At 71.4% G+C, this 21,502-nt stretch carries 19 protein-coding genes; 8 read left to right on the top strand and 11 right to left on the bottom strand.

All coding sequences use genetic code 11. The annotated features are described in order from the left end of the window. The first annotated feature begins 339 nt into the window (after positions 1–339). Positions 340–5,829: a carboxyl transferase domain-containing protein gene (locus ACFYWM_RS08490; protein ID WP_389910657.1), complete on the top strand. Its 5,490-nt coding sequence runs from the start codon at positions 340–342 to the stop codon at positions 5,827–5,829. A 111-nt stretch (positions 5,830–5,940) separates the two neighbouring features. Here ACFYWM_RS08490 and ACFYWM_RS08485 read toward each other — a convergent pair whose 3' ends face one another. The 7 genes from ACFYWM_RS08485 to ACFYWM_RS08455 all read right to left on the bottom strand — a co-directional run bounded on the left by ACFYWM_RS08485 (position 5,941) and on the right by ACFYWM_RS08455 (position 11,842). Next, complete coding sequence (locus ACFYWM_RS08485) at positions 5,941–6,705, bottom strand: VOC family protein (RefSeq protein ID WP_389910654.1); 765 nt, start codon at positions 6,703–6,705, stop codon at positions 5,941–5,943. A 309-nt stretch (positions 6,706–7,014) separates the two neighbouring features. Beyond that, positions 7,015–8,151 carry an NlpC/P60 family protein gene (locus ACFYWM_RS08480; protein ID WP_389910651.1) on the bottom strand — a complete coding sequence of 379 codons (1,137 nt, stop codon included), beginning with the start codon at positions 8,149–8,151 and terminating at the stop codon, positions 7,015–7,017. Further along, positions 8,148–8,456: a hypothetical protein gene (locus tag ACFYWM_RS08475; protein ID WP_389910648.1), complete on the bottom strand. Its 309-nt coding sequence runs from the start codon at positions 8,454–8,456 to the stop codon at positions 8,148–8,150. The genes ACFYWM_RS08480 and ACFYWM_RS08475 overlap by 4 nt, the downstream gene beginning before the upstream one ends. A 152-nt stretch (positions 8,457–8,608) precedes the next feature. Continuing rightward, positions 8,609–9,550: an SRPBCC family protein gene (locus tag ACFYWM_RS08470; RefSeq protein ID WP_389910646.1), complete on the bottom strand. Its 942-nt coding sequence runs from the start codon at positions 9,548–9,550 to the stop codon at positions 8,609–8,611. A gap of 43 nt (positions 9,551–9,593) precedes the next feature. Continuing rightward, positions 9,594–9,908 (bottom strand): ArsR/SmtB family transcription factor, encoded by a 315-nt coding sequence (locus ACFYWM_RS08465; RefSeq protein WP_389910644.1) that lies wholly within the window; start codon positions 9,906–9,908, stop codon positions 9,594–9,596. 472 nt (positions 9,909–10,380) lie between these two features. Next, a complete protein-coding gene (locus ACFYWM_RS08460; RefSeq protein ID WP_389910642.1) occupies positions 10,381–10,665 on the bottom strand; it encodes a hypothetical protein in 285 nt (94 codons plus the stop codon). Between the two features lie 178 nt (positions 10,666–10,843). Beyond that, positions 10,844–11,842 carry a CPBP family intramembrane glutamic endopeptidase gene (locus ACFYWM_RS08455; protein ID WP_389910639.1) on the bottom strand — a complete coding sequence of 333 codons (999 nt, stop codon included), beginning with the start codon at positions 11,840–11,842 and terminating at the stop codon, positions 10,844–10,846. Between the two features lie 547 nt (positions 11,843–12,389). On the opposite strand from ACFYWM_RS08455, the gene ACFYWM_RS08450 reads away from it, so the two are divergent. Further along, positions 12,390–12,791 (top strand): SRPBCC family protein, encoded by a 402-nt coding sequence (locus ACFYWM_RS08450; protein WP_389910636.1) that lies wholly within the window; start codon positions 12,390–12,392, stop codon positions 12,789–12,791. A gap of 127 nt (positions 12,792–12,918) precedes the next feature. Here the strand turns inward: ACFYWM_RS08450 and ACFYWM_RS08445 are convergent, their stop codons facing one another. After that, a complete protein-coding gene (locus ACFYWM_RS08445) occupies positions 12,919–13,806 on the bottom strand; it encodes an SMP-30/gluconolactonase/LRE family protein (protein ID WP_389910633.1) in 888 nt (295 codons plus the stop codon). A 34-nt stretch (positions 13,807–13,840) separates the two neighbouring features. Between ACFYWM_RS08445 and ACFYWM_RS08440 the strand changes: the two genes are divergently transcribed. Continuing rightward, complete coding sequence (locus ACFYWM_RS08440) at positions 13,841–14,281, top strand: Lrp/AsnC family transcriptional regulator (protein WP_389910631.1); 441 nt, start codon at positions 13,841–13,843, stop codon at positions 14,279–14,281. 285 nt (positions 14,282–14,566) lie between these two features. Here the strand turns inward: ACFYWM_RS08440 and ACFYWM_RS08435 are convergent, their stop codons facing one another. Further along, complete coding sequence (locus tag ACFYWM_RS08435) at positions 14,567–15,223, bottom strand: TetR/AcrR family transcriptional regulator (protein WP_389910628.1); 657 nt, start codon at positions 15,221–15,223, stop codon at positions 14,567–14,569. 58 nt (positions 15,224–15,281) lie between these two features. Between ACFYWM_RS08435 and ACFYWM_RS08430 the strand changes: the two genes are divergently transcribed. From ACFYWM_RS08430 to ACFYWM_RS08420, 3 genes are all read left to right on the top strand, one after another. Beyond that, entirely contained in the window at positions 15,282–16,112 is an 831-nt protein-coding gene (locus ACFYWM_RS08430; protein ID WP_389910625.1) for an SDR family NAD(P)-dependent oxidoreductase, read from the top strand. Between the two features lie 259 nt (positions 16,113–16,371). Beyond that, positions 16,372–16,695, top strand: coding sequence for a nuclear transport factor 2 family protein (locus ACFYWM_RS08425; protein WP_389910622.1), 324 nt, complete (start codon positions 16,372–16,374; stop codon positions 16,693–16,695). Between the two features lie 156 nt (positions 16,696–16,851). Next, a protein-coding gene (locus ACFYWM_RS08420) for an IS5 family transposase (RefSeq protein ID WP_389911114.1) occupies positions 16,852–17,741 on the top strand; the annotation gives its coding sequence in 2 pieces (ribosomal slippage) (positions 16,852–17,242 and positions 17,242–17,741; 891 coding nt in all). Here ACFYWM_RS08420 and ACFYWM_RS08415 read toward each other — a convergent pair. Both ACFYWM_RS08415 and ACFYWM_RS08410 read right to left on the bottom strand, forming a co-directional pair. Next, positions 17,738–18,424, bottom strand: a complete 687-nt coding sequence (locus ACFYWM_RS08415; RefSeq protein ID WP_389910620.1) for a response regulator — start codon at positions 18,422–18,424, stop codon at positions 17,738–17,740. The genes ACFYWM_RS08420 and ACFYWM_RS08415 overlap by 4 nt on opposite strands. After that, positions 18,421–19,740: a sensor histidine kinase gene (locus ACFYWM_RS08410; RefSeq protein ID WP_389910616.1), complete on the bottom strand. Its 1,320-nt coding sequence runs from the start codon at positions 19,738–19,740 to the stop codon at positions 18,421–18,423. Before ACFYWM_RS08410 ends, ACFYWM_RS08415 begins: the two co-directional genes overlap by 4 nt. 132 nt (positions 19,741–19,872) lie before the next feature. On the opposite strand from ACFYWM_RS08410, the gene ACFYWM_RS08405 reads away from it, so the two are divergent. Beyond that, positions 19,873–20,343 (top strand): hypothetical protein, encoded by a 471-nt coding sequence (locus ACFYWM_RS08405; RefSeq protein ID WP_389910612.1) that lies wholly within the window; start codon positions 19,873–19,875, stop codon positions 20,341–20,343. Between the two features lie 207 nt (positions 20,344–20,550). Continuing rightward, entirely contained in the window at positions 20,551–21,324 is a 774-nt protein-coding gene (locus tag ACFYWM_RS08400; protein WP_389910609.1) for a class I SAM-dependent methyltransferase, read from the top strand. Positions 21,325–21,502: the final 178 nt, after the last annotated feature.

Genomic DNA, 21,502 nt, shown 5'->3' with positions numbered 1-21,502 from the left:
CGACGCGCGGAGGGCACGGGTGCGGCGAGCGGAAAGCGGGGGCGCGACGCGCGGAAGGCGCGAGCGAGAGCAGTGCCCTTTGTCGCCGCCCGGCAAACGGACTACCCTCGCCCCTGTCCAGTCCGAACGGGCCTTCGAGTCCAGGAGCCGCCGCGCGACCATGACCACACCCGCCGCATGCCACGCCACCCCGACGGGCGCGTTTGTGCGAGCCACACAACTCCGGCCGCGAAACACGCTTAGTCCCCACCATTCCGGGATCCGGGGACAGTCGAGAGTATGTACCCCGGTTACGGCGGGGACGACCGCCGTGTTCACCGTCTTCGAAAGGCCCGCTCAGTGTTCAGTCGTGTCGCCATCGTCAACCGTGGTGAAGCCGCCATGCGGCTCATCCACGCCGTTCAGGACCTAGCAGCGGAGACGGGCACACAGATCGAGACCGTCGCCCTGTACACCGACTCCGACCGGACGGCCACGTTCGTCCGCGAGGCCGACATCTCCTACGACCTGGGACTCGCCGCGAACCGGCCGTACCTGGACCACGCGGTCCTGCGGAGGGCCCTGGTCGAGACCGGTGCGGACGCGGCCTGGGTCGGCTGGGGCTTCGTGGCCGAGGACCCGGCGTTCGCCGACCTGTGCGCCGAGATCGGCGTGACGTTCGTCGGCCCGGGGGCCGAGGCGATGCGCAAGCTGGGCGACAAGATCGGCTCGAAGCTGATCGCCGAAGAGGTCGGGGTGCCCGTCGCGCCGTGGAGCCGGGGCCCGGTGGAGACGCTGGAGGAGGCGAAGGCGGCGGCGGAGCGGATCGGCTACCCGCTGATGCTGAAGGCGACCGCGGGCGGCGGCGGCCGCGGCATCCGGATGGTCGCCGACGCCGACGAGCTCTCCCAGGCCTACGAGCTGACGCGCCAGGAGGCCGCGCGCGCGTTCGGCAGCGGCGTCGTGTTCCTGGAGCGCCTGGTGACGGGCGCCCGGCACGTCGAGGTGCAGGTCATCGCCGATGGGCAGGGCACCGCGTGGGCGCTGGGCGTGCGCGACTGCTCCGTGCAGCGGCGCAACCAGAAGATCATCGAGGAGTCCGCCTCCCCGGTCCTCGACGCCGGCCAGGTCGCCGAGCTGAAGGCGGCGGCCGAGCGGCTCGTGCTCGCGGTGGACTACAAGGGCGCGGGCACCGTCGAGTTCCTGTACCACCCCGGCGAGCGGCTGTTCGCGTTCCTTGAGGTCAACACGCGCCTGCAGGTCGAGCACCCGATCACCGAGATCACCACCGGCGTCGACCTGGTGAAGGCCCAGCTGCACGTCGCGGCGGGCGGCAGGCTCGAAGGCGACGCCCCGGCGGAGTGGGGGCACGCCGTCGAGGCGCGCCTGAACGCCGAGGACCCCGACCGCGACTTCGCCCCCTCGCCCGGCCGGATCGCGCGGCTGGCGCTGCCCAGCGGCCCCGGCATCCGGGTGGACACCGGGTTCAGCGAGGGCGACACGATCCCCGCCGACTTCGACTCGATGATCGCCAAGATCATCGCGCACGGCCGTGACCGCACGGAGGCGCTGGCCCGCCTGCGCCGCGCGATGTCGCAGACAACCGTGATCATCGAGGGCGGCGTGACGAACAAGGGCTTCGTCCGCACGCTGCTCGACGAGCCCGCGGTGATCGACGGGTCCGCCGACACCGGCTGGATCGACCGGGTGCGCGCCCAGGGCGCCCTCGTCTCCCATCGGCACTCCGCGATCGCGCTGATCGCCGCCGCCGTCGAGGCCTACGAGGACGAGGAGGCCGTGACGCGGCAGCGCTTCCTGACCACCGCGCACGGCGGCCGTCCCCAGTCGCAGCACGAGAGCGGGCGCGCGCTGGAGCTCAAGCTCCGCGACGTCGGCTACCGCGTCCGGGTCGCCCGCACCGGCGGCCACCGCTTCCGCGTCGGCATCTCGGCGGGCGGCCCCGAGCACGCGGCCGACGTCGACATCGAGCGCTTCGACGAGCACAGCGGCCAGATCACCGTGAACGGTGTCCGCTTCAAGGTCGTCATGAGCACCCACGGCCCGATCCACCTGGTCGAGGTCGACGGCGTCACCCACCGGATCAGCCGCGACGAGGGCGGCATCGTGCGCTCGCCCGTGCCCGCGCTCGTGGTGGCCACGCCGCTGCAGGCGGGCGACGAGGTCGAGGCCGGGGCTCCGCTGCTCGTGGTCGAGAGCATGAAGATGGAGACCGTGCTGCGCGCGCCGTTCCGCGGCCGGGTGCGGGAGCTCGCGGTGTCGGTCGGCAGCCAGGTGGAGGCGGGCGCGCGCCTGCTGCGCCTGGAGCCGCTGGGCGACGGCGACGGGGCCGCCGGTCCGGTGGCCGAGGCGCGCGAGGTCGAGCTGGACCTGCCCGCCGAGCCGGTGGGCGTGCCCGCGGCCGAGCGGGTCGCGCGCGGGCTGCAGGACCTGCGCAACCTCCTGCTGGGCTTCGACATCGACTCGCAGGACGAGAAGCGCCTGCTCGACGACTACCTGGCCGCGCGCGCCGAGCTCGCCGACAGGGGCGAGCACGAGCCGGCCGGCGAGGTCGAGCTGCTGCGCCTGTTCGCCGACCTGAGCGAGCTGAGCCGCAACCGGCCCGCCGGGGAGGAGACGAAGCCCGACTCCTCGGTGCACAGCCCCCGCGAGCACTTCCACACCTACCTGCAGTACCTCGACCCCGACCGGGCCGGGCTGTCGGAGAGCTTCCGCCAGCGGCTCACCCACGTGCTGTCCCGCTACGGCGTCGAGGGCCTGGAGCGCACGCCGGAGCTGGAGGACGCGGTCTTCCGGATCTTCCTCGCCCAGCGGCGCGCGTCCACCGACGTCGCCGTGGTGACGACCCTGCTGAGCCGGTGGGTGAAGGAGGCCCCGCCCGCCCAGGCGGACCGCGTCACCGTCGGCCTGGCGCTGGAGCACCTGGTCGCCGCCACCCAGGTCCGGTTCCCCGCCGTCGCGGACCTGGCGCGCGGCGTGGTGTTCGCCTGGTTCGCCCAGCCGCTGCTGCGCCGCACCCGCGCCAAGGTCTACACGGCCGTACGCAAGCACCTGCGCCACCTCGACCGGCACCCGGACGCGCCCGACCGCGCCGAGCGGATCTCCGCCATGGTCGCCAGCGCCGAGCCGCTGGTCCGGCTGATCGGCCAGCGGATCGGCCGCGAGGGCACCGACCCCGTGCCGCTGCTGGAGGTGCTGAGCCGCCGCTACTACGGCAACCGCGCGCTCAGCGGCATCCGGGTGAGCAGGGTGGCGGGCTGCACGTTCGTCGTCGCCGACCACCGCACCGCGATCGGCGACGGCCGCGTCGTGGCCACCGCGGTCGACTTCATGGCGCTGGCCGGGGCGGTCAAGGCGGTCGGCGAGTTCGCCGGTGACGGCGAGCTGGTGGCGGACATCTACCTGACCTGGCCGGACGGCCCGAGCGACCCCGACGAGATGGCCGCGCGCCTGCGCGAGGTCGTGGTCGCGCAGGCGCCCTCGAACCGGGTCGGCCGCATCGTCACGACCGTCGCGGGCGACAGCGGCGCCGTGATGCACCACCACTTCACCTTCCGGCCGTCCGCGGAGGGCTTCGTGGAGGAGCGCCTGCTGCGCGGCCTGCACCCGCGCATCGCCGAGCGCATGCAGCTGGAGCGGCTGCGCGACTTCGACCTCACCCGGCTGCCCGCGCCCGACGAGGAGGTCTACCTCTTCCGGGCCACGGCACGGCAGAACCCGTCCGACGAGCGCCTCGTCGCCCTGGGACAGGTCCGCGACCTGACCCCGCTGCGCGACGACGAGGGCAGGCTCGTCGCGCTGCCCGCGGCCGAGAACATCCTGGCCACCTGCCTCGACGCGATCCGCCGGGCCAAGAAGCCCGGCGCGAAGGCGTCCGCCACGAACCGGATCGTCATCTACGTGTGGCCGCCGAACGACCTCTCGCCGGAGGACCTGAACACCGTGGCCAGGCGCGTGCTGCCGACCACGGCGGGCGCGGGCCTGGAGGAGGTGCTGTTCCTCGGCAGGCGCCGTGACGGCGCCACCGGCGAGCTCGTCGACATCGCCGTCCGGATCGGCTACGACGTGGGCTCCGGCGTGCAGCTGTCCGTCGTGCCGCCGCCGACCGAGCCCATCGAGCCGCTGGACGACTACCGCCAGGAGGTGCTGCGCGCGCACAGCCGGGGCACCCACCACCCGTACGAGCTGACCGGCATGCTCGCCGGGCCGTTCGGCTCGTTCACCGAGTACGACCTGGACGAGCGCTCGGAGCTGGTGCCGGTGAACCGGCCCAAGGGGCGCAACACCGCCGCGCTCGTCGCGGGTGTCGTCAGCACGCCCACGCCGCGCCACCCGGAGGGCATGACCCGCGTCGTGCTGCTGGGCGACCCGACCAAGGCGCTCGGCGCGCTGTCGGAGCCCGAGTGCGCGCGGGTGATCGCCGCGCTCGACCTGGCCGAGCGGATGCGGGTGCCGCTGGAGTGGTTCGCGCTCTCCGCGGGCGCCCGGATCTCGATGTCGTCCGGCACCGAGAACATGGACTGGGTGGCGGCCGCGCTGAAGCGGATCGTGACCTTCACCCAGGACGGCGGCGAGATCAACATCGTGGTCGCGGGCATCAACGTCGGCGCCCAGCCGTACTGGAACGCCGAGGCCACGATGCTCATGCACACCAAGGGCATCCTGGTGATGACGCCCGACTCCGCGATGGTGCTGACGGGCAAGCAGTCGCTCGACTTCTCCGGCGGCGTGTCGGCCGAGGACAACCACGGCATCGGCGGGTACGACCGGATCATGGGCCCGAACGGCCAGGCACAGTACTGGGCCCCGGACATCCGCGGCGCGCGCGAGGTCCTGATGTCGCACTACGACCACAGCTACGTCGCGCCGGGCGAGAGCGGGCCGCGCAGGACGGTCACCGGCGACCCGCTGGACCGCGACGTGTCGACGTTCCCGCACGCGGCGCCCGACAGCGACTTCACGACGGTGGGCCAGATCTTCTCCGCCGAGTCCAACCCGGACCGCAAGAAGCCGTTCGACATCCGCACCGTGATGCGCGCGCTGTCCGACCAGGACCACCCGGTGCTGGAGCGGTGGGCGGGCATGGCCGACGCCGACACCGCCGCGGTCCAGGACGTCCATCTCGGCGGCCGGCCGGTGTGCCTGCTGGGCATCGAGTCCCGGTCGGTGCCGCGTCGCGGGTTCCCGCCCACCGACGGCCCGGACACCTACACCGCGGGCACCCTGTTCCCGCGCTCGTCCAAGAAGGCCGCCCGTGCCATCAACGCCGCCAGCGGCAACCGCCCGCTGGTCGTGCTGGCCAACCTGTCGGGGTTCGACGGGTCACCGGAGTCGATGCGCAAGCTGCAGCTGGAGTACGGGGCGGAGATCGGCCGCGCGGTGGTGAACTTCAAGGGCCCCATCGTGTTCTGCGTGATCTCGCGGTACCACGGTGGCGCGTTCGTGGTGTTCTCCAAGGCGCTCAACCCGAACATGACCGTGCTCGCGGTCGAGGGCTCGTTCGCCTCGGTGCTCGGCGGCGCCCCGGCTGCCGCGGTGGTCTTCGCGCGCGACGTCGACAAGCGGACCGGCAACGACCCCCGCGTGCTCGCGCTCGCCGCCCGCGTCGCCGAGGCCCCGGCCGCCACCCGGTCCGCGCTCGCCACCGAGCTGGCCGATCTGCGCTCGTCCGTACGGGCCGAGAAGCTCACCGAGGTGGCCACCGAGTTCGACCGCGTGCACAGCATCCAGCGGGCGGTCGACGTCGGCTCGGTGGACATGATCATCAGCTGCGCCGAGCTGCGGCCGAGGATCATCGAAGCGGTCGAGAAGGGGCTCGCCCGGCAGGGCTGACCCGGTGCCCTCACCCACGCGTGGGCGAGGGCGAGGGCACCGATGCGCCGGCCGGGTCGTGGCCGAGGTCGACGGCCGCGGAGCCCTCGCCCGCCGCCTGATCCGCGAGGGTCAGCCGACGCTGGTGATGACGGCGAAGCGCGCGCCGTGGGGGTCGGAGACCACGGCGAAACGGCCGACGCCCTCGATGTCCGAGGCGGGGGCGACGAGATCGCCGCCGAGCTCCCGGACCCGGACGGCGGACGCGTCACAGTCGGCCACCTCGAAGTACGGCAGCCAGTGCGGCCTGTCGCCCGCCTGGAGCGGCTTGACGCCTCCCAGGCCCGGGTTGTCGCCCTCGGAGGTCGACAGCAGGAGGTAGGGCATGTCGCCGAACGTGATGTCCTGGATGCTCCAGTCGAAGACCGCCCGGTAGAAGGGGCGGACGGCCTCCGGGTCGGGGACGTACAGCTCGAACCAGGCCAGGGAGCCGTTCTCGGTGACGAGGTCCAGGCCCTTGGTGGTGCCCGGCTGCCAGACGGCGAACTCGGCGCCGCCGGGGTCGGTGAACCCGGCCATCCGGCCCTTGGTGAAGACGTCGTCCGGCGCGACGCGCACCGTACCGCCCGCCTGCTCGACGGCCTTCGCCGTGGTGTCGGCGTCGGCGGTCTGGAAATAGGGCGTCCAGGCCGAGACCGCCCCCTCCTCGCTGAGCGGCCCGACGGCGGCGACGGTTCTGCCGTCGAGCTGGAAGAAGCCGTAGCCGCCCGCCTGGGGACCGGCCGACTGGAAGCTCCAGCCGAACAGGGGGCCGTAGAAGGCGGTGGACGCCTCGGTGTCGGGCGTGCCCAGGTCGATCCAGTTGGGAGAGCCGGGGACGTAGCTGGTGGTGAGCATGACCTCTTCCTTCGATGCGTTCACGTGCCGGTGACCTGTCTTCCAGGCTTCCGTGCACAGGGGCGAAACCAGTGAGCCGGGCGCCCGTCAGCCTGCCAGATCCCGCCGACAGTTCCCTCCCGCCCGCACCCGGTGCGCGGGCGGCCGGGCGGTCCGGCACGTCTCGGCCGGCGAGAGTACGGGCGGCGCCGGGTGCGGCCCGCGCGGACCCCGCGGCGCGTCCGCCGCTTCCGAGATGGCGGGGGGGCCGGGGACGGCGCCGCCACGGTGTTCACGCCGGGCGTCACCGGGCGGGCCTCGTGCGGGCGCTCAGGTGAAGCGCCGGTAGGTGATGGGCTGCGCCCCCACCACATCCTGGATCTTGACGTGGTCGCCCGGCTTCGGGGCGGCGATCATCTGGCCGTCGCCCATGTAGACGCCGCAGTGGGTGGCCGGATCGCCGAAGAAGACGATGTCGCCCGGCTGCGGCGGGCCGGTGATCGGCTGGCCGCTCGCCTGGTACCCGGCGGCGGTGTTGTCCCCGATCTTGATCCCCGCCTCGTTCAGCGAGACGTGCACCAGGCCGCTGCAGTCGAACGTGTCGGGCCCGTCGGTGCCGAAGACGTAGGGCTTGCCGATGTGGCTCCGCGCGGCGGCCACGACGTCGGCCCCGGTGCCGTCGCCGGTGACCGTGTACGGGATCGCCTGGCCTCCACCGCCTCCGCCACCCGAGCCGCTCCCGCCACCCGAGCCGCCACCGCTGCCTCCGGACGACGATCCGCCACCGCCGTCGCCACCGTTGCCGCCGCCCTGGGAGCCGGGTTCCGTACCGGCGAGCGTGGTGCGGAACTCCTCCTCGGGCACCGGCACCCACCGGGTGGTGTGCCCGGAGCCGGGAACGAAGTCCTGGTCGCCCGCGGCCGGGATGGCGGAGAACACCGTGGTGTCGCCGAGATGCTTGTCGATCTCGCGCCGCGCGGCCGACAGCGCGGTCTCGGCCGTTTCGACGTGCTCGCGCACGAGGGACGCCGTCATCTCGACCTGCTGGCCGATGCCCGGCTTGAGCTGCTCCTCGGTGGCCTGCGGGTAGCGGCGCCGGTATTCCGCCACCCAGGCCAGCAGGTCACCGCAGACGCGCTCGGTGTTCGACCTCGCCGTCTCGACGGCGTCCGCGGCGGTGTCCAGAGAGCCCGCGCAGTCGCCCAGCGCGTCCCGCAGGGAGTCGCCCGCCTTGCTGTACCGCCGCATGTACGCCACGAACGCGTCGGCGGAGGCGCCCTTCCAGGCGACGTCCACCTGGTTGACCGCGTTGTTCAGGAGGGTGAACGGCTCGGTGGACGAACCGGCCGCCTTGCGCCACCGGGCGGCGATCGCCCGGATCGCGCCGGGGTCCCCGTCCGTCTTCTTCGCCAGCGCGACCAGGGCCTGCCCCCCGGGCAGCGCCGCGACGGCGTTCATGTCGGTCATATGGCGGGAAGGTGGTTCGTGGTGCCCCGCTCGGCCGCGGTCACGTTGTCCTCGATCGTGTCCAGAGCGCGCTCGACGCCGTCAAGACGGCTCTTCACCGTGCCCAGCTCGCTGTCCGCGTGCCCCTCGACCCGGCCGATCGCGCCGGCCAGCTCCTGGGCGCCGGCCAGGGTCCCGAAGAGCGACGAGCTCGCGCCGCCCTTGGCCGGGAAGTCGTCGCCGACGGTGGCGAGCTTCCTCCCCTGGGTGTTCACCGTGACGCGCAGCTTGGCCAGCGCCTCGCGATTCAGATCAAGCTTTCCCACCGGAGCCGGCTCCCTCCGCCGCCGCCGAGAGACCACCTGCTCGGACGCCGGTCTGGCTCGTTGACCGGTTGCTTGCCCACCGTCCGGCCATATCTACCAAGAAGAGATCATAACAACCGAGTGACGATCATCGCAGTACAAAAGAGCATCTGTCAGCCCAAGCGGTGCTCGTACATCTTCCGTAGTTCCTCCACGCGGCCCTCGGGCCGGTGCCGGGGCCGGTCCTGGACGGCCGCGAAGAGCGTCTCCAGGTGCGCCTGCCAGGCGGCGAGCGCCGTCGCGCGGAGATCGGCCAGTCGTGCGGGAACCGTCTGCGTCAGCACGACCCGGGTGCCCTGCTCGGGGTCGTGCGCGAGCTCCCAGCGCACCCGCCCCGCGGGCTCGCCGTCATGGAGCCACTCGTACTCCAGGACGCGCGGCGCCCCGGCCTCCGTCACCGGACCCGCGGGCACGTACGGGTTCGTGAACCACCCCGGCGGCTCCGCGCCCGGCCGGGGGGCGTCCCGCTCGACGAGGACGTCCCATACCTCCTCGACGGGCTTCCACATCAGGTCGCGCGCGAACCTCACGAGGTGGCCGTCGCCGCTCTCCCGCGTCTCGCCCTCGGCGAGCCCGAAGGCCTCGGCGTAGGCCCCGATGCGATCGACCAGGTTCGAGGGCTGTTCGAAGGCCTCGCCGTCCAGCCTGGCCGACAGCGCGGCCAGGCAGGTGTCCCAGCCTGCCGCGGTACGGCCCGCGGTCAACCTGCCGGTCCACCCGCCTCCCAGCGTGTGGGTGAGGACGAGCCGGCAGCCCGGCCCGTCGGGGAGCACCTCGAAGCGCAGCACGTCCTGGTTCCAGCGGAAGGCGTACACCTTCGGGGGGTCGAGTTCCAGGATCCGGCCGTGGGTGACGTCGTCCCCGCCCTCGAAGGTGAAGCGCATCTCGGCGCCGACGACCTGCTCGGTCTCCACCGCCGCCGGGAACCAGTGGACCATCTCGGCCGGGCTGGTGACGGCCTTCCAGACCTTCTCGGGGGAGTGGGCCAGCCGCCGTTCGAAGCGCAGCACCGGCCGGCCGTCGACGGTCCGCAGGGTCGCCTGTTGTTCTTCCACTGCATCATCCTTTTTTGTGTTTTGTCGGATTCCTGATGTCCTGTCAGGTCTCTTCCGGCATGGTGTCGAGGTGGCGTTCGAGCGCGTCCAGGCTGGTCTCCCACATGCTCCGGTACGGCTCCAGCCAGGCGGCCATCTCGGCGAGCGGTTCCGGTCGCAGCCGGTACCACCGGCGCTGCGCGTCCTGCCTGACCTCGACCAGGCCCGCCTCGCGCAGGATCCTCAGGTGTTTCGACACCGTCGGCTGGGTCAGCGCGAGCCGCTCCACCAGGTCGCCCACCGGACGCTCGCCGGTGCGGAGCAGGTCGAGGATCTCCCGGCGCCTGGGCTCGGCCAGCACTTCGAATGTGGTTGCCACTTCAGCAATATAGCCGTGTTGACATATAAACTGTCAAGGAGCGCGAAGGGCGATCCGGGTGTCGCATCCGGCATGTATGTGGTCCGACCGGTTTTCAGGCGGGCGACGGGGCGCCGACGCCGGAGGGTGGGCGGCCGGAGGTTCTGGCGTGGTGCGTCCGTGGGTAAGGGGTGGTTGTAAATCGAATGATCGCCGACCCGTCGCCACAGCAGGACGGGCTCACCGTCGTCGGTGGTTTCGAGCCGGAAGGTGGCGCGCCCGTCCGGAGAGGCGAAGTTCCAGGTCAGCGAGTAGATGTCGGTGTCCGTGAGCTTGTGGATACGCAGCCTTGCCGGCCATGGCACGCGGCCGGCGTGCGCTCCCTGCTCGAGCGCGGGGAGAAGGTGTTTGTGGACGGCGTCCTTGAACATGGCGTAGTGCTCGGCAGGAAGTCGTGACGCGTCCCGCAGAAAGGACGCCGTACGCGCGTATCTCACCGTGGGTCGTCTCCCCGGACGGCGTCGATCTCGGCGAGCATGTCGTCCATGCTGTCGAACGTCCGCACGCGACCTTCCTGGACGTCCGTATCGGCTTCGCTCTCGGCGGACTGCCAGCCGGAGGTCCAGTACCAGGCTTCGTCGGCGGGGACGATCGCCGCCACGCGGCGGCCGTGATCGGTGAGGTAGGCGATGGTGTTGCGCTCGGCCGCGGCGTTGATGACATCGGGCAGGTGGCCGTCTGCCTCGTCCAACGGGACCTCGAACGCGTTCTCGCCCATGTCGTGAGTGTAGGTCGTGACCTGGGTGGGGGGCATGCCTCAAGGGCAGTCGTACGGATGCGTTGAGTAATCACCTTCTTGCCGGAGAGCTGGAATCCGCTTTGTTCGCCCTCGGCCCCGTGCCCCCTTCGCGCCGCTCCGTCGCTCGGGGCGGCGCGATGCCGTGGCCGCCGGGGTCTCAGCGGGAGACGGTCTCGATTCTCCGCCGCCTGGCCAGGACCAGCACCACGATCGCGTAGAGGCCGAGCTGCACCACGGTTCCCGCCAGGGTCTGCCAGGGCACCGACCCCTGCTTCAGCGCCTCCGACAGGGTCCCGTCGGCGCCGCTGACCCCGAACGCCAGCACGTTGTTGACCACGTGCAGGGCGATGGCGGCCTCCAGGCCGCCGGTCCGCACCGCCAGCCAGCCCATCAGCGCCCCGAAGGCGAAGACGTCGACGATGCCCCAGTCGATGTAGGCGTGTACGGCGGTGAAGCCGACGGCGCTCAGCAGGATGCCCGGCCACGGGTTGGAGAGGAAGGCGCCGAACGCCTGGAGCAGCCATCCCCGGAAGACGTACTCCTCGGCGGCGGCCTGGAAGGGCACCAGGAGCAGGGTGATGACCAGGGCGGGCAGGAAACGCTCCCAGCCGACCCAGCCGAACATGTCGCCGAGGTCCTTGCCCGAGACGACGTAGGTGAGGGCGACCGCGGCCTGGCCCAGCGCCACGGCGGCGATCGCCACCGCCGCGCACCACGCCATCCACCGCCACCTCAGGCGGCCCATGACGGAGGAGAGGGTGCCGGGCGGGCGCCGCTGGATCCACGCCACCACGCCGTACACGATCGGCAGGACGACCGCGATCGAGAGCAGGTTGATCCCCAGGTCGACCACCGGATCGGTGAAGATCTGCCCGCCGGATTCGTTCATCTCGGCGCCCACGACCACGCCGACCGTCGCACCGCCGAGGATGACGACGAGCCCGGCGAGCATCAGGCCCGCGAGCCCCGCGACCGTGCCCAGCACCGGCCGCCACCAGGCGTGCAGGCGGTTGCGCGCCAGCCGGTCGTAGCGGCTGCCGGGCGGCGCCGGCACCAGCCAGGGGTCACGCCGGGGCGGGGGCGGGAAGTGCTCCATGGGGACGCCGGGCGGGTAGGGGGTGCCGGGGGCGTCGAACGGGTGAGGAGCGGCGGGCATGCCGGACGCGTTGGGAGCGCCGGACGTGCTGGAAGCGCCCGGCGGGTAAGGGGCGCTGGGGACGCCGGGAGTGCCGGGGACACCGGAGCGAGGGGCGCCGGGTGCGCCGGAGGTGCCGGGATCGCCAGGAGGGCCGGGCGGGTGGGGCGGCGGGCCGGGAGGCCGGAGGGGCTCCGCCCCGGGCCGGGGGTCCTGGGGGACGTGCATGGCTTTGTTCCGTTCCGAAGGGTTCACGGAGTTTAAGGGTTGGGGAGCGGGACGCGCCTCGCCGAGCTCGACGCTCCACCCGAGATCCCGAGATCCCGGAATCCCTCCCGGCACAACGACACCCGGTGCCGTTCGGTTCCGCGCGGCCTTTTTTCGAGATCGCCACGGGTCCCCGGCGGGCGATCCCGGTGAGAGCCCCGGCCGCGAGCTCTCGGCATCCGGTTCGACCTGGTGCTTCGTGGATGGATCTCGCCGGGCGGGGTAGGTCGCCGATCAACGTCCACGACCGGCCGGCGACCCCGGCGCCGAGACCGGGGGCTCCAGAACCGGAGGAATCGAGATGAGTGAATACGAGCGTTCCCGTACGATCGCCGCGTCACCGGAGGCGGTGTTCGAGCGGGCGGGCGACCTGGACAGCCTCGACGAGTGGCTCCCGCACGACCTGCACGTACGCCCGGGAGAGCTGCCCGCGGTGACGGTGCACGAGGACGCCACCGGGCAGGACGCCCGCGCGCTGCTGCGCACCGACCACGACCAGCTCCGGATGGAGTGGGGAACCCGCGACAACGGCAGTTACGCCGGATGGCTCCAGGTGGCCGGCATCGGCGACACCGAGAGCGAGGTGACGATCCACCTGTCCTTCTTCGACGAGGCGCACGCCCCGCCGGGCGACGCCGCCGACCGGGCGCTCGACGACAGCCTGGAGCGGCTGGCCGGTCAGGTGGACCGGCGGGGCGGCTGATCCCCGTCCGGCCCCCGCGGGCGGCTGACCACGCCCGGTCGCACGCCGGGCCGGGTCCGGTTCCGGTGGACCTTCCGGCCCTGCCCAGGAAGGTCCCGGAACCCGGGGCCCGGGGTCCGGGAAGGGCTCACGCCCCGCGGACGTTGGTCATGATCGCGTAGACCGAGGTGGAGGCCGTCATGAACAGCCAGTTGCGCTTGAGGCCGCCGAAGACCAGGTTGGAGGTCTTCTCCGGAAGCCGGAGCCTGCCGATCAGGGTGCCGTCCGGGGCGAAGCAGTGCAGCCCCTCGTGCGTCGCCGCCCAGATCCGGCCGGTGGTGTCGAGCCTGATCCCGTCGATGCCGCCCGCCGAGCACTCCAGGAGCACCCTGCCGTTCTCCAGCGCGTCGCCGCGCACGTCGAAGACCCGCAGATGCTTGCGCTGGGTGTCGGCGACGTAGAGCAGGGACTCGTCCGGTGAGAAGGCCAGGCCGTTGGGGCGGGCGAAGTCGTCGGCCACCGCCGTGACCTCCCCGGTGGCTGGGTCGAGACGGTAGACCTGGTCGTTGCCGATCTCGCTCTCCGCGCGGTGCCCCTCGTAGTCGCTGAGGATGCCGTAACGGGGGTCGGTGAACCAGACGGAGTCGTCCGACCTGACCACCACGTCGTTGGGGCTGTTGAGACGCTTGCCCTGCCAGCTGTCGGCGAGGACGGTGACGGAACCGTCGTGCTCGGTGCGGGTCACCCGCCGGTTGCCGTGCTCGCAGGAGACCAGGCGGCCCTGCCGGTCGAGGGTGTGACCGTTGGTGTAGCCCGCGGGGGCGCGGAAGGGGCCCACGTTCCCGGTCATCTCATCCCATCGGAGCATCCTGTCGTTGGGGATGTCGCTCCACACCAGATAGCGGCCCGCCGCGACGTAGGCGGGACCCTCGGCCCACCGGCACCCGTGGTGGATCCGCTCGATCCGCTCGTCGCCCCCGACGCCGGCGAACCGCTCGTCGAACGCCTCGAACTCCGCTGCTATAGATTCAGTCACGCAATCCTCCTTGATAACAGAATATGATACGGCGATGGACAGGATTGACAAGATGCTGATCAGCCTCCTTCAGGTTGACGCCGGTCGGCCCTACGCCGAGCTCGGGGCCGCGGTGGGACTGTCGAGCGCCGCCGCGCACGAGCGGGTGCGCAAGCTGCGCGAACGCGGGCTGATCCGGAGGACGACCATCGAGGTCGATCCCGTCGCCGCGGGCCGGGGCGTGCTGTCGTTCGTTCTCGTGGAGGGGAGGGCGTGGATGGGCGCGTCGGGCGAGGCGCTGCTGGCGATTCCCGAGATCGAGGAGGCGCACGTCATCGCGGGCCCGGCGTCCCTGCTGGTGAAGGTGCGCACGGCGAGCACGCGAGAGCTGCAGGAGGTGTTGCGCAGGATCTTCGAGATCGAGGGGGTGGCCGGCACGCGGACCGTCATGGTGCTGGAGAGCTTCTTCGAGCGCGGCCTGCATCTCCCTCACTAGGGTGCCGCGAACACCGGGACGCGCGAACACCGGGACGCGCGGGAGCCGCGAAGGCCGGACGACCGCCCGGTCCGGGGCCGGGAGCGGTGTCGGCTACCAAACCGCGGGCCGGTGCCCCGGCCTTCGGGCCGGGGGTGAAGGCCCGCGCGGGAAGGCCCCCGGGGCCTGAGCGTGCCCTAAGGCCTGTCTGACAATTCAAACCAAGTAGCGCAGCGGCACATCCGGGCGGGGCCGCGCGTCCAGAGCGACGAGGTCGTGCGGCCCCTCCAAGGAACACCGCGTGCGCTAACGGGCCAGGCGGTCCAGCAGCTCGCCGAGCAGCGCGCGTTCGCCAGGGGTGAGGTCGCCCGGGTCGTTGCCGACCAGCGCACGCAACGTCAGTGCGGCGCTCGCACGGGTCGCGGGGGCGTCGGCGGAGGGCGTGTGCAGGACTCCGGCCAGCGCGGCCTCGCGGACGCGTCCGGACAGCCTGAAGTCCGGCTCCGGCTGGCTGATCAAGGTGAGCGTGATGCCCACGTTGGCGGCAAGCACCTGTTCGGCGGCTTCGTCCGCCGGCACCTTGAGCAGGCCCTGGGCGGCGGCGGCGGTCAACCGCTCGCGCAACGCGGCGTGCGCGGGAGCGGTGATGGCGCAGGGCTTTCCCGGCTCGGCGCGGCCGTAAAGCAGCCCGTAGAACGACGGGTGCTCCAGCCCGAACCGCACGTGCCTGTCCCAGCCCTCGCGCAGGTCGTCCAGCGGGTCGCCGGAGCTCTCGACCGCCGTGTACTGGGTGAAGCCGTGGTTCAGCACGGCGTCGATCAGGCCCTGCTTGCTGCCGAAGTGGTGGTACAGCGTCGGGGCCTGCACCCCGGCGCGTTCGCACACCGCCCTCGTGACCACCGTGCCGCCGCTCCCCAGCAACTCCGCCGCGGCGAGCAGGAGTCGATCCCGTGCGTTCTGCATGGTTGCTATAGTAGCTTATATAGCGCTACATTGCCCGCTATAGCGAAAGGAGAAGTCCATGAGGACTTGGTTCGTCACCGGCGGGACACCCGGAGGGTTCGGCCTGGTCTACGCCGAGGCTGCATTGAAACAGGGCGATCAGGTGGTGGTGACAGCGCGTCGACCCTCTGAACTGCAGGAATGGGCTGAACCGCACGGCGACCGCGTGCTGGTTCTCCAGCTCGATGTCACCGATGCCGAGCAGGTGCGTGCGGCGGTCAAGACGGCGGAGGAGCGGTTCGGCGGGATCGACGTGCTCGTCAACAACGCGGGCCGTGGCTGGTTCGGCTCGGTCGAGGGGGCCCCCGACGAGACGATCCGCCGCACGTTCGACCTCAACCTGTTCGCCGTGGTCGAGGTGATACGCGCGGTCCTGCCAGGTATGCGGGCACGCGGCGACGGCTGGATCGTGAACATGTCGTCGGTGGCAGGCCTCGTCGGCGCACAGGGGTTCGGCTACTACTCGGCGGCGAAGTTCGCGCTCGAAGGACTGTCGGAGACGCTGCGCCATGAAGTTGAGCCGTTCGGTGTGCGCGTGCTCGTCGTAGAGCCGGGAGCGTTCCGCACCAAGGCTTTCGCCGGCTTCCAGAACGAGCCCGTCAACGAGACCGTCGACGCCTACGTGCCGATGGTCGAGGGCGTCAAGGCGGCGTTCGTGGAACACAACGGCAAGCAAGAGGGTGACCCTGAACGCGGAGTGCAGGCCGTGATCAGCGCGATGAACGCACCCGTTCCGCCGCAACGGATCGTGCTCGGCAACTCTGGCTACGACGTCGTTGTCGCGATGCACGAGAACGCACTCGCGGAGCTGCGCGCGAACGAGAAGCTCTCGCGCGGCGCGGACTTCTAAGCCTGTCGCCAGAACGTGAGGAGCCTCGCCGGGGTGGATTGAGCTACCACACACAACCGACCCGACGAAGCCTTCATCAGTATGCGCCCCGCGCATGTCTATGCCGACCTGACCCCTGCTCGGCACCTCGAGCCGGTCACCGCGCTGCACGGCCCGTGGCGGGTCGCCGCCCGCATCGTCATCGTGCTGCCGAGGTGCTGCAGGGACATACCAGGACGCGCGCCCGCGTCCTGGCACCCGAGAAGACCGGAGAGCGGAAATGGACGACATCACCCTTCCCAAGGCTGTCGAGAACTTCATCGCGGCCACCAACGCGCACGACGCGAACGCGCTGGCCGCGGTCTTCGGCGACGGGGCCACCGTGCGCGATGACGGGACGACCTACGCCGGCGAGGCCGAGATCCGCGAGTGGATCCAGGGGCACCTGATCAACCCCAAGATCGTGATCACGCCGATCTCATTCGCGGGCGACCGTCTGGTGGCCTCCGGGGACGGTGAGTTCCCCGGCGGGCCTCTGTCCTTCGCGTTCGTGTTCGGCATCAAGGACGGCCAGGTCACCGACCTCGCGATCGCCCCCGTCTGACTCATCACCGGCAGGGGCGGCCTGAGGGCTGCCCCGGCCATGAACAGGGGACCAGCCATGGGCACCATGGACGAACTGATCAGCCCGACAGTGGTGACGCGACTAAGGCCTGCCTGACAAATGATCACGGTGGATGCGGTTGGATAACCGTTCGTGGTGCGACGAGGCGAGCTGACCGGCAAGGCCTGGCAACGGGTCGAGCCCCTGCTGCCCGCGATGGACGGCAGGGGACGCCCTTGGCGTGATCACCGCGAGGTCATCAACGGGATCTTGTGGCGGTTGCGAACCGGATCGCCCTGGCGTGACATCCCCGAACGCTACGGCCCCTGGCAGACCTGCTACGAGCGGTTCAAACGCTGGGACGAGGACGGCACCTGGGCCGGAAACCTGGAAGATCTACAGGTCAAAGACGACTCTCTCGGCACGGTCGAGATGACCGTCAGCATCGACTCCACCATCGCCCGCGCCCACCAGCACGCCGCCGGAGCCCGAAAAAGGGGGACCACGACGAGACGATCGACGCGAAAGCCTCCCAAAGACGACAAGCCCTCGGGCGCTCCCGTGGCGGACTCACCACCAAGCTCCACCTGATCACCGAACCCCGCGGCCTGCCGCTGACCGTGCATCTGACCGGCGGCAATGTCGTGGACTGCACCGCCTTCGAAGCAGTGATGGCCACCTTCCGGCCGCGTCGCCGCATCGGCCGGCCCCGCACCCGCCCCGATCGCCTGCTGGGCGACAAGGGCTACTCCTCCAAGAAGATCCGCCTGTACCTGCGACGGCGTGGTATCCAGGCGGTCATCCCCGAACGCAGAGACCAGATCGCCAACCGCAAGCGCAAGGGCAGCAGGGGAGGCCGCCCTCCCGCCTTCGACGCGATCACCTACAAAGACCGCAACCTGGTCGAGCGGTGCTTCGCCAAGCTCAAGCAGTGGCGAGCCATCGCCACCCGCTTCGACAAGCTCGCCAGCCGCTACCTCGCGGGCGTCACCCTGGCATCCATCATGCTCTGGCTCCGCCACGCCGAATTGTCAGACAGGCCTTAAACCGGGCGGTTTTGCCGCTGGCGGGGGTTCTTCCCGGTGTCGAGCCCGGAGCGGTGGGCGATGACGGCCAGCGCCGTGCGGTCTCGCGCGTCGAGCTTGGTCAGGATCCGGCTGACGTAGGTGCGTACGGTGGCCGGGCTGATGAAGAGCGCGGCGGCGATCCTGTCGTTGGTCTCGGCGTGACCGATGCGGGCCAGGACGGCGAGTTCCCGTTCGGTCAGGGTGGCCAGCCGGGGGTCGGGCTCGGGCGGTTTCGGGGCCTGGGCGAGACGTTCCATCACGCGCCGGGCGATGGAGGGGGAGAGCACGTTCCCGCCCTCCGCGGCCGTGCGCACCGCCTTGCGCAGGTCCTCCGACGGGGTGTCCTTGAGGAGGTAACCGGCGGCGCCCAGGGTGACGGCCTCGACGATGTCCTCCTCGTCGTCGAACGTGGTGAGGATCAGCACCCGCGAGCCCGTCAGGGAGTCGTCGGCGCGGATGGCCGCGGTCGCCTCCAGCCCGTTCATGCCGGGCATGCGGATGTCCATGAGCACGACGTCCGGATGGAGCTCCCGGACGAGGGAGAGCGCGGCCCGTCCCTCCGCGGCCTCGCCGACGACGGTGATGCCCGGATCGTTCTCCAGGAGCGTCCGCAGTCCCGCGCGTACGAGCTCCTGGTCGTCGACGATGACCACGCCGATCATGACGCCCGCTCCAGCGGGAGAACGGCCCGGACCGCGAACCCCTCGGATTCGCGTCCGGCTGTCAGGGTGCCACCAAGGGTCTCGGCCCGCTCGCGCATCCCGGCGATGCCGTGACCTGTACCGATGCCGCGGCCCGGGCCGATGTCATGGCCTGTGCCGATGGGGTGGCCCAGAGCGGCGCCGTGACACAGGCCGACGCCACGACCCGGGCCGACGCCACGACCCAGGTCAGCGCCACGACCTGGGCCGATGCCGTGGTCCCGGTCGCTGTCGCGGCCGTCTCCGGGGCTGTCTCCAGGGCCGTCTCCGGGGCCGTCGTCGACGACGGACAGGCGCAGGACCGACCCGTCGTCGAGGGCGGTGATACGGGCGCGGGTGCCGCGCGAGTGCTTGACGATGTTGGTGACCGCCTCCTGGACGATCCTGAACGCGGAGGCGTCCACCGTCGCGGGAAGCTCGGCGCTGACGCGCATCTCGATGTCGATCTCGATTCCCGCGGCCGCGGCGCTCTCGCGGAGCGCGCCGACGCCCGACAGCGAGACGACCGACCGTGCGCCCTCGTCCGGGGTGCGGAGCAGGGCGACGGTTCCGCGCAGCTCGCTCATCGTACGGGTGGCGGTGGCCTTGATCAGGTCGAGGGCCGCCCGGGTCTGCGACTCGTCGCGGCCGAGGGCCTCGCGGGCGACGTCGGCGTGCAGGGAGATGACGGAGGTCGTGTGGCCGATCGAGTCGTGCAGATCCCGGGCGATGGCCAGGCGCTCGGTGTGAAGCCGGGCGTCCGCCTCCTGCCGGTACCGCTGGGCGGTGAGCTCGGCGATCCGCCTCGCTCCGGCCTGCGCGTTCCGCCGCGATCTCAGGCCGTCTCCCAGGGCGATCGCCGCGGCCATGAGCAGGATGTGCCCGGCAAGCTCGTAACCGACGACGAACGAGAAGTCCTGGCCCTCGACCAGGCGGAAGAACACCGAGACCGTGATCACGACGGCGGCGGTGACGACGGCGTGGGGGAGACGGCCGAACTCGGCCGCCGAGAACAGCGCCGCGGCGACGGGGACGGCGATCCCGACGGCCGGGTAGCCGGCGGCGTAGTAGGCGAACAGTCCCAGGGCGGTGACGGCGAGCACGGTCACCGGGTGGCGCCGCCGGGCGAGCATCAGCGCCCCCAGCCCCACCGCCCACAGGTGGGCGATCGCGTCCGGGCCCTGCCGTCCTCCCTGGCCGGCGGAGATGACGATCGACACGACGAGGGTGACACCCGCTCCGATCAGGGCGTCGACCGCCCAGGGCGGGAGTCTCCTTCGCGCTCGATTCTCGATCATGAGTTCACCCTACGATGTCGCTCCGTCGCGCCGCGTCCCGCGTGAGGCGACGCCGGGAGTCGCCTTTCGACGTACTCGGGCCGAGACCGGACACGGATGTGCCACGCCCGCGACGCTTCCTAGCGTGAGGCCATGACCTCACGAAACACCCGACCGCGCCACCCGGTTCTGGGGCTGCCCATGATCGCCGTGATCGGGCTCGCGCTTCTCGCGGCACCCCGGATCGTGCTTCACGACCTGGACGTCATCCACGAGGGTACCTTCGTGAACGCCCTGTTCGTCTTCGTGCCGCCGATCGTCTGGATCGCGGTCGTCCTCTGGAGACGGGTGCCCAACCCCTTCCTCACCCTCCTCGTCACTGGCCTGTTCTACGGCGTGCTGCTGGCCGTGGGACACCAGTTGCTGTGGGACGCCGCTTTCGGCGACAACCCGCCCAAGATCGGTGGGAACCTGAGCGGCCTCGACCCGACGGCGCAGTCCGTCATCCTGCGCCTCTTCGCCACGATCAGCAGTGTCTTCACCGGCGTCATCGTCGGGGCGATCACCGGCCTCGTCGCCTGGGGGCTCGGCAAGCTCCTTCCCACCGGTTCCCGGACGCCCTGAACGGGAGGCGCCCTTTCCCGCCCGGTCCCTCGGAGACCTTCGGGGTGCCTCGAAGCCGGGTGCCTCGAAGGCTTTTCCGGTGTCCCGAAAGCCTTTCCGATGTCTCGGACGGCCCGTGGCGGACGGCGTCCTCTCCCCGGTCAGGGCACCCCTACCAGCCCGTCAGCGGTCTCCGGTTTCCGAAAGAGCGTGTCTAGACTGGTTCTCATGATCTCTCGGAGCGAGCTGTTCGCGGGTGCCGCCACCTACTACGCGCGTTACCGGCACGGCTACGAGACAGAGATCATCGACTACATCGCGGACACCCTGGACCTCGACGACCGGGCACGGGTGCTGGACCTCGGGTGCGGGCCGGGCACCCTGGCGATCCCCCTCGCGGCACGGGCCGGGGAGATCCTGGCCGTGGACCCCAGCGAGGAGATGCTCGCCGAGGGGGCCCGGTGGGGCACTCCCGGCATCCGCTGGCTGCGCGGCGACTCGTCGACGCTCGCGGAACTGTCTCTCGGCCCGATCGACCACGTCGTCATGGGCCGTTCCTTCCACTGGATGGAGCGCGAGCGGCTGCTGCGACACCTCGACGACGTGCTCCCCGCGCACGGCGCGGTCGTCCTCGCGGGCCCCACCACCGATCCGGTCGATCCGCCCTGGGAGCCGGTGGTGCAGGCCGTACGGCAGGTGTTCGGGCTGGAGTGGCGGGCGAACAGCGAGGAGTACGCCCAGAGCGGGCGGCACCACGACGAGATACTGCGCGAGTCGGCGTTCCACCGGCTGGAGTCCCGGTGTTTCGCCCGTACGGTCCGGCAGTCCGTCGACGACATCGTGGGACTGCAGCTGTCGTTCTCCTACTCCTCGCCCGCGCGCCTCGGCGAGCGCGTGCCCGCCTTCACCGAGGCGGTGCGCGAGGCACTGGCCGAGGCGAACCCGTCGGGGGAGTGGCAGGAGGAGGTCGTCACCGAGATACTCGTCGCGCGCAGGCCCTGACGCGGGTCATGGCGCGTGCGGAATTAAATCCGAGGCGTTCGGTGCGCCTTCGCCGGTACGCTCCCCGGGTGTCTTCCCGCCGTCGGTGACGGCCCGCCCGCGAAGAACCGGTGCGGGACCGGCCCGGAGCCGGTGGGAGACCGCGGGAGGGGCGCGGGAAGGCCGCGAGACGCCGCAG

Source organism: Streptosporangium sp. NPDC002721 (assembly GCF_042888905.1).
Taxonomy (GTDB): Bacteria; Actinomycetota; Actinomycetes; order Streptosporangiales; family Streptosporangiaceae; genus Streptosporangium.
This window is presented reverse-complemented; position numbering and strand designations above follow the sequence as displayed.

Bases quoted from the DNA above. Each gene is read 5' to 3' on its own strand.
- ACFYWM_RS08485 (WP_389910654.1), bottom strand. From the start codon at position 6,705: ATGCTCACCACCAGCTACGTCCCCGGCTCTCCCAACTGGATCGACCTG.
- ACFYWM_RS08480 (WP_389910651.1), bottom strand. From the start codon at position 8,151: ATGACCGACATGAACGCCGTCGCGGCGCTGCCCGGGGGGCAGGCCCTG.
- ACFYWM_RS08460 (WP_389910642.1), bottom strand. From the start codon at position 10,665: ATGGGCGAGAACGCGTTCGAGGTCCCGTTGGACGAGGCAGACGGCCAC.
- ACFYWM_RS08455 (WP_389910639.1), bottom strand. From the start codon at position 11,842: ATGCCCGCCGCTCCTCACCCGTTCGACGCCCCCGGCACCCCCTACCCG.
- ACFYWM_RS08450 (WP_389910636.1), top strand. From the start codon at position 12,390: ATGAGTGAATACGAGCGTTCCCGTACGATCGCCGCGTCACCGGAGGCG.
- ACFYWM_RS08440 (WP_389910631.1), top strand. From the start codon at position 13,841: ATGGACAGGATTGACAAGATGCTGATCAGCCTCCTTCAGGTTGACGCC.
- ACFYWM_RS08435 (WP_389910628.1), bottom strand. From the start codon at position 15,223: ATGCAGAACGCACGGGATCGACTCCTGCTCGCCGCGGCGGAGTTGCTG.
- ACFYWM_RS08430 (WP_389910625.1), top strand. From the start codon at position 15,282: ATGAGGACTTGGTTCGTCACCGGCGGGACACCCGGAGGGTTCGGCCTG.
- ACFYWM_RS08425 (WP_389910622.1), top strand. From the start codon at position 16,372: ATGGACGACATCACCCTTCCCAAGGCTGTCGAGAACTTCATCGCGGCC.
- ACFYWM_RS08415 (WP_389910620.1), bottom strand. From the start codon at position 18,424: ATGATCGGCGTGGTCATCGTCGACGACCAGGAGCTCGTACGCGCGGGA.
- ACFYWM_RS08410 (WP_389910616.1), bottom strand. From the start codon at position 19,740: ATGATCGAGAATCGAGCGCGAAGGAGACTCCCGCCCTGGGCGGTCGAC.
- ACFYWM_RS08405 (WP_389910612.1), top strand. From the start codon at position 19,873: ATGACCTCACGAAACACCCGACCGCGCCACCCGGTTCTGGGGCTGCCC.
- ACFYWM_RS08400 (WP_389910609.1), top strand. From the start codon at position 20,551: ATGATCTCTCGGAGCGAGCTGTTCGCGGGTGCCGCCACCTACTACGCG.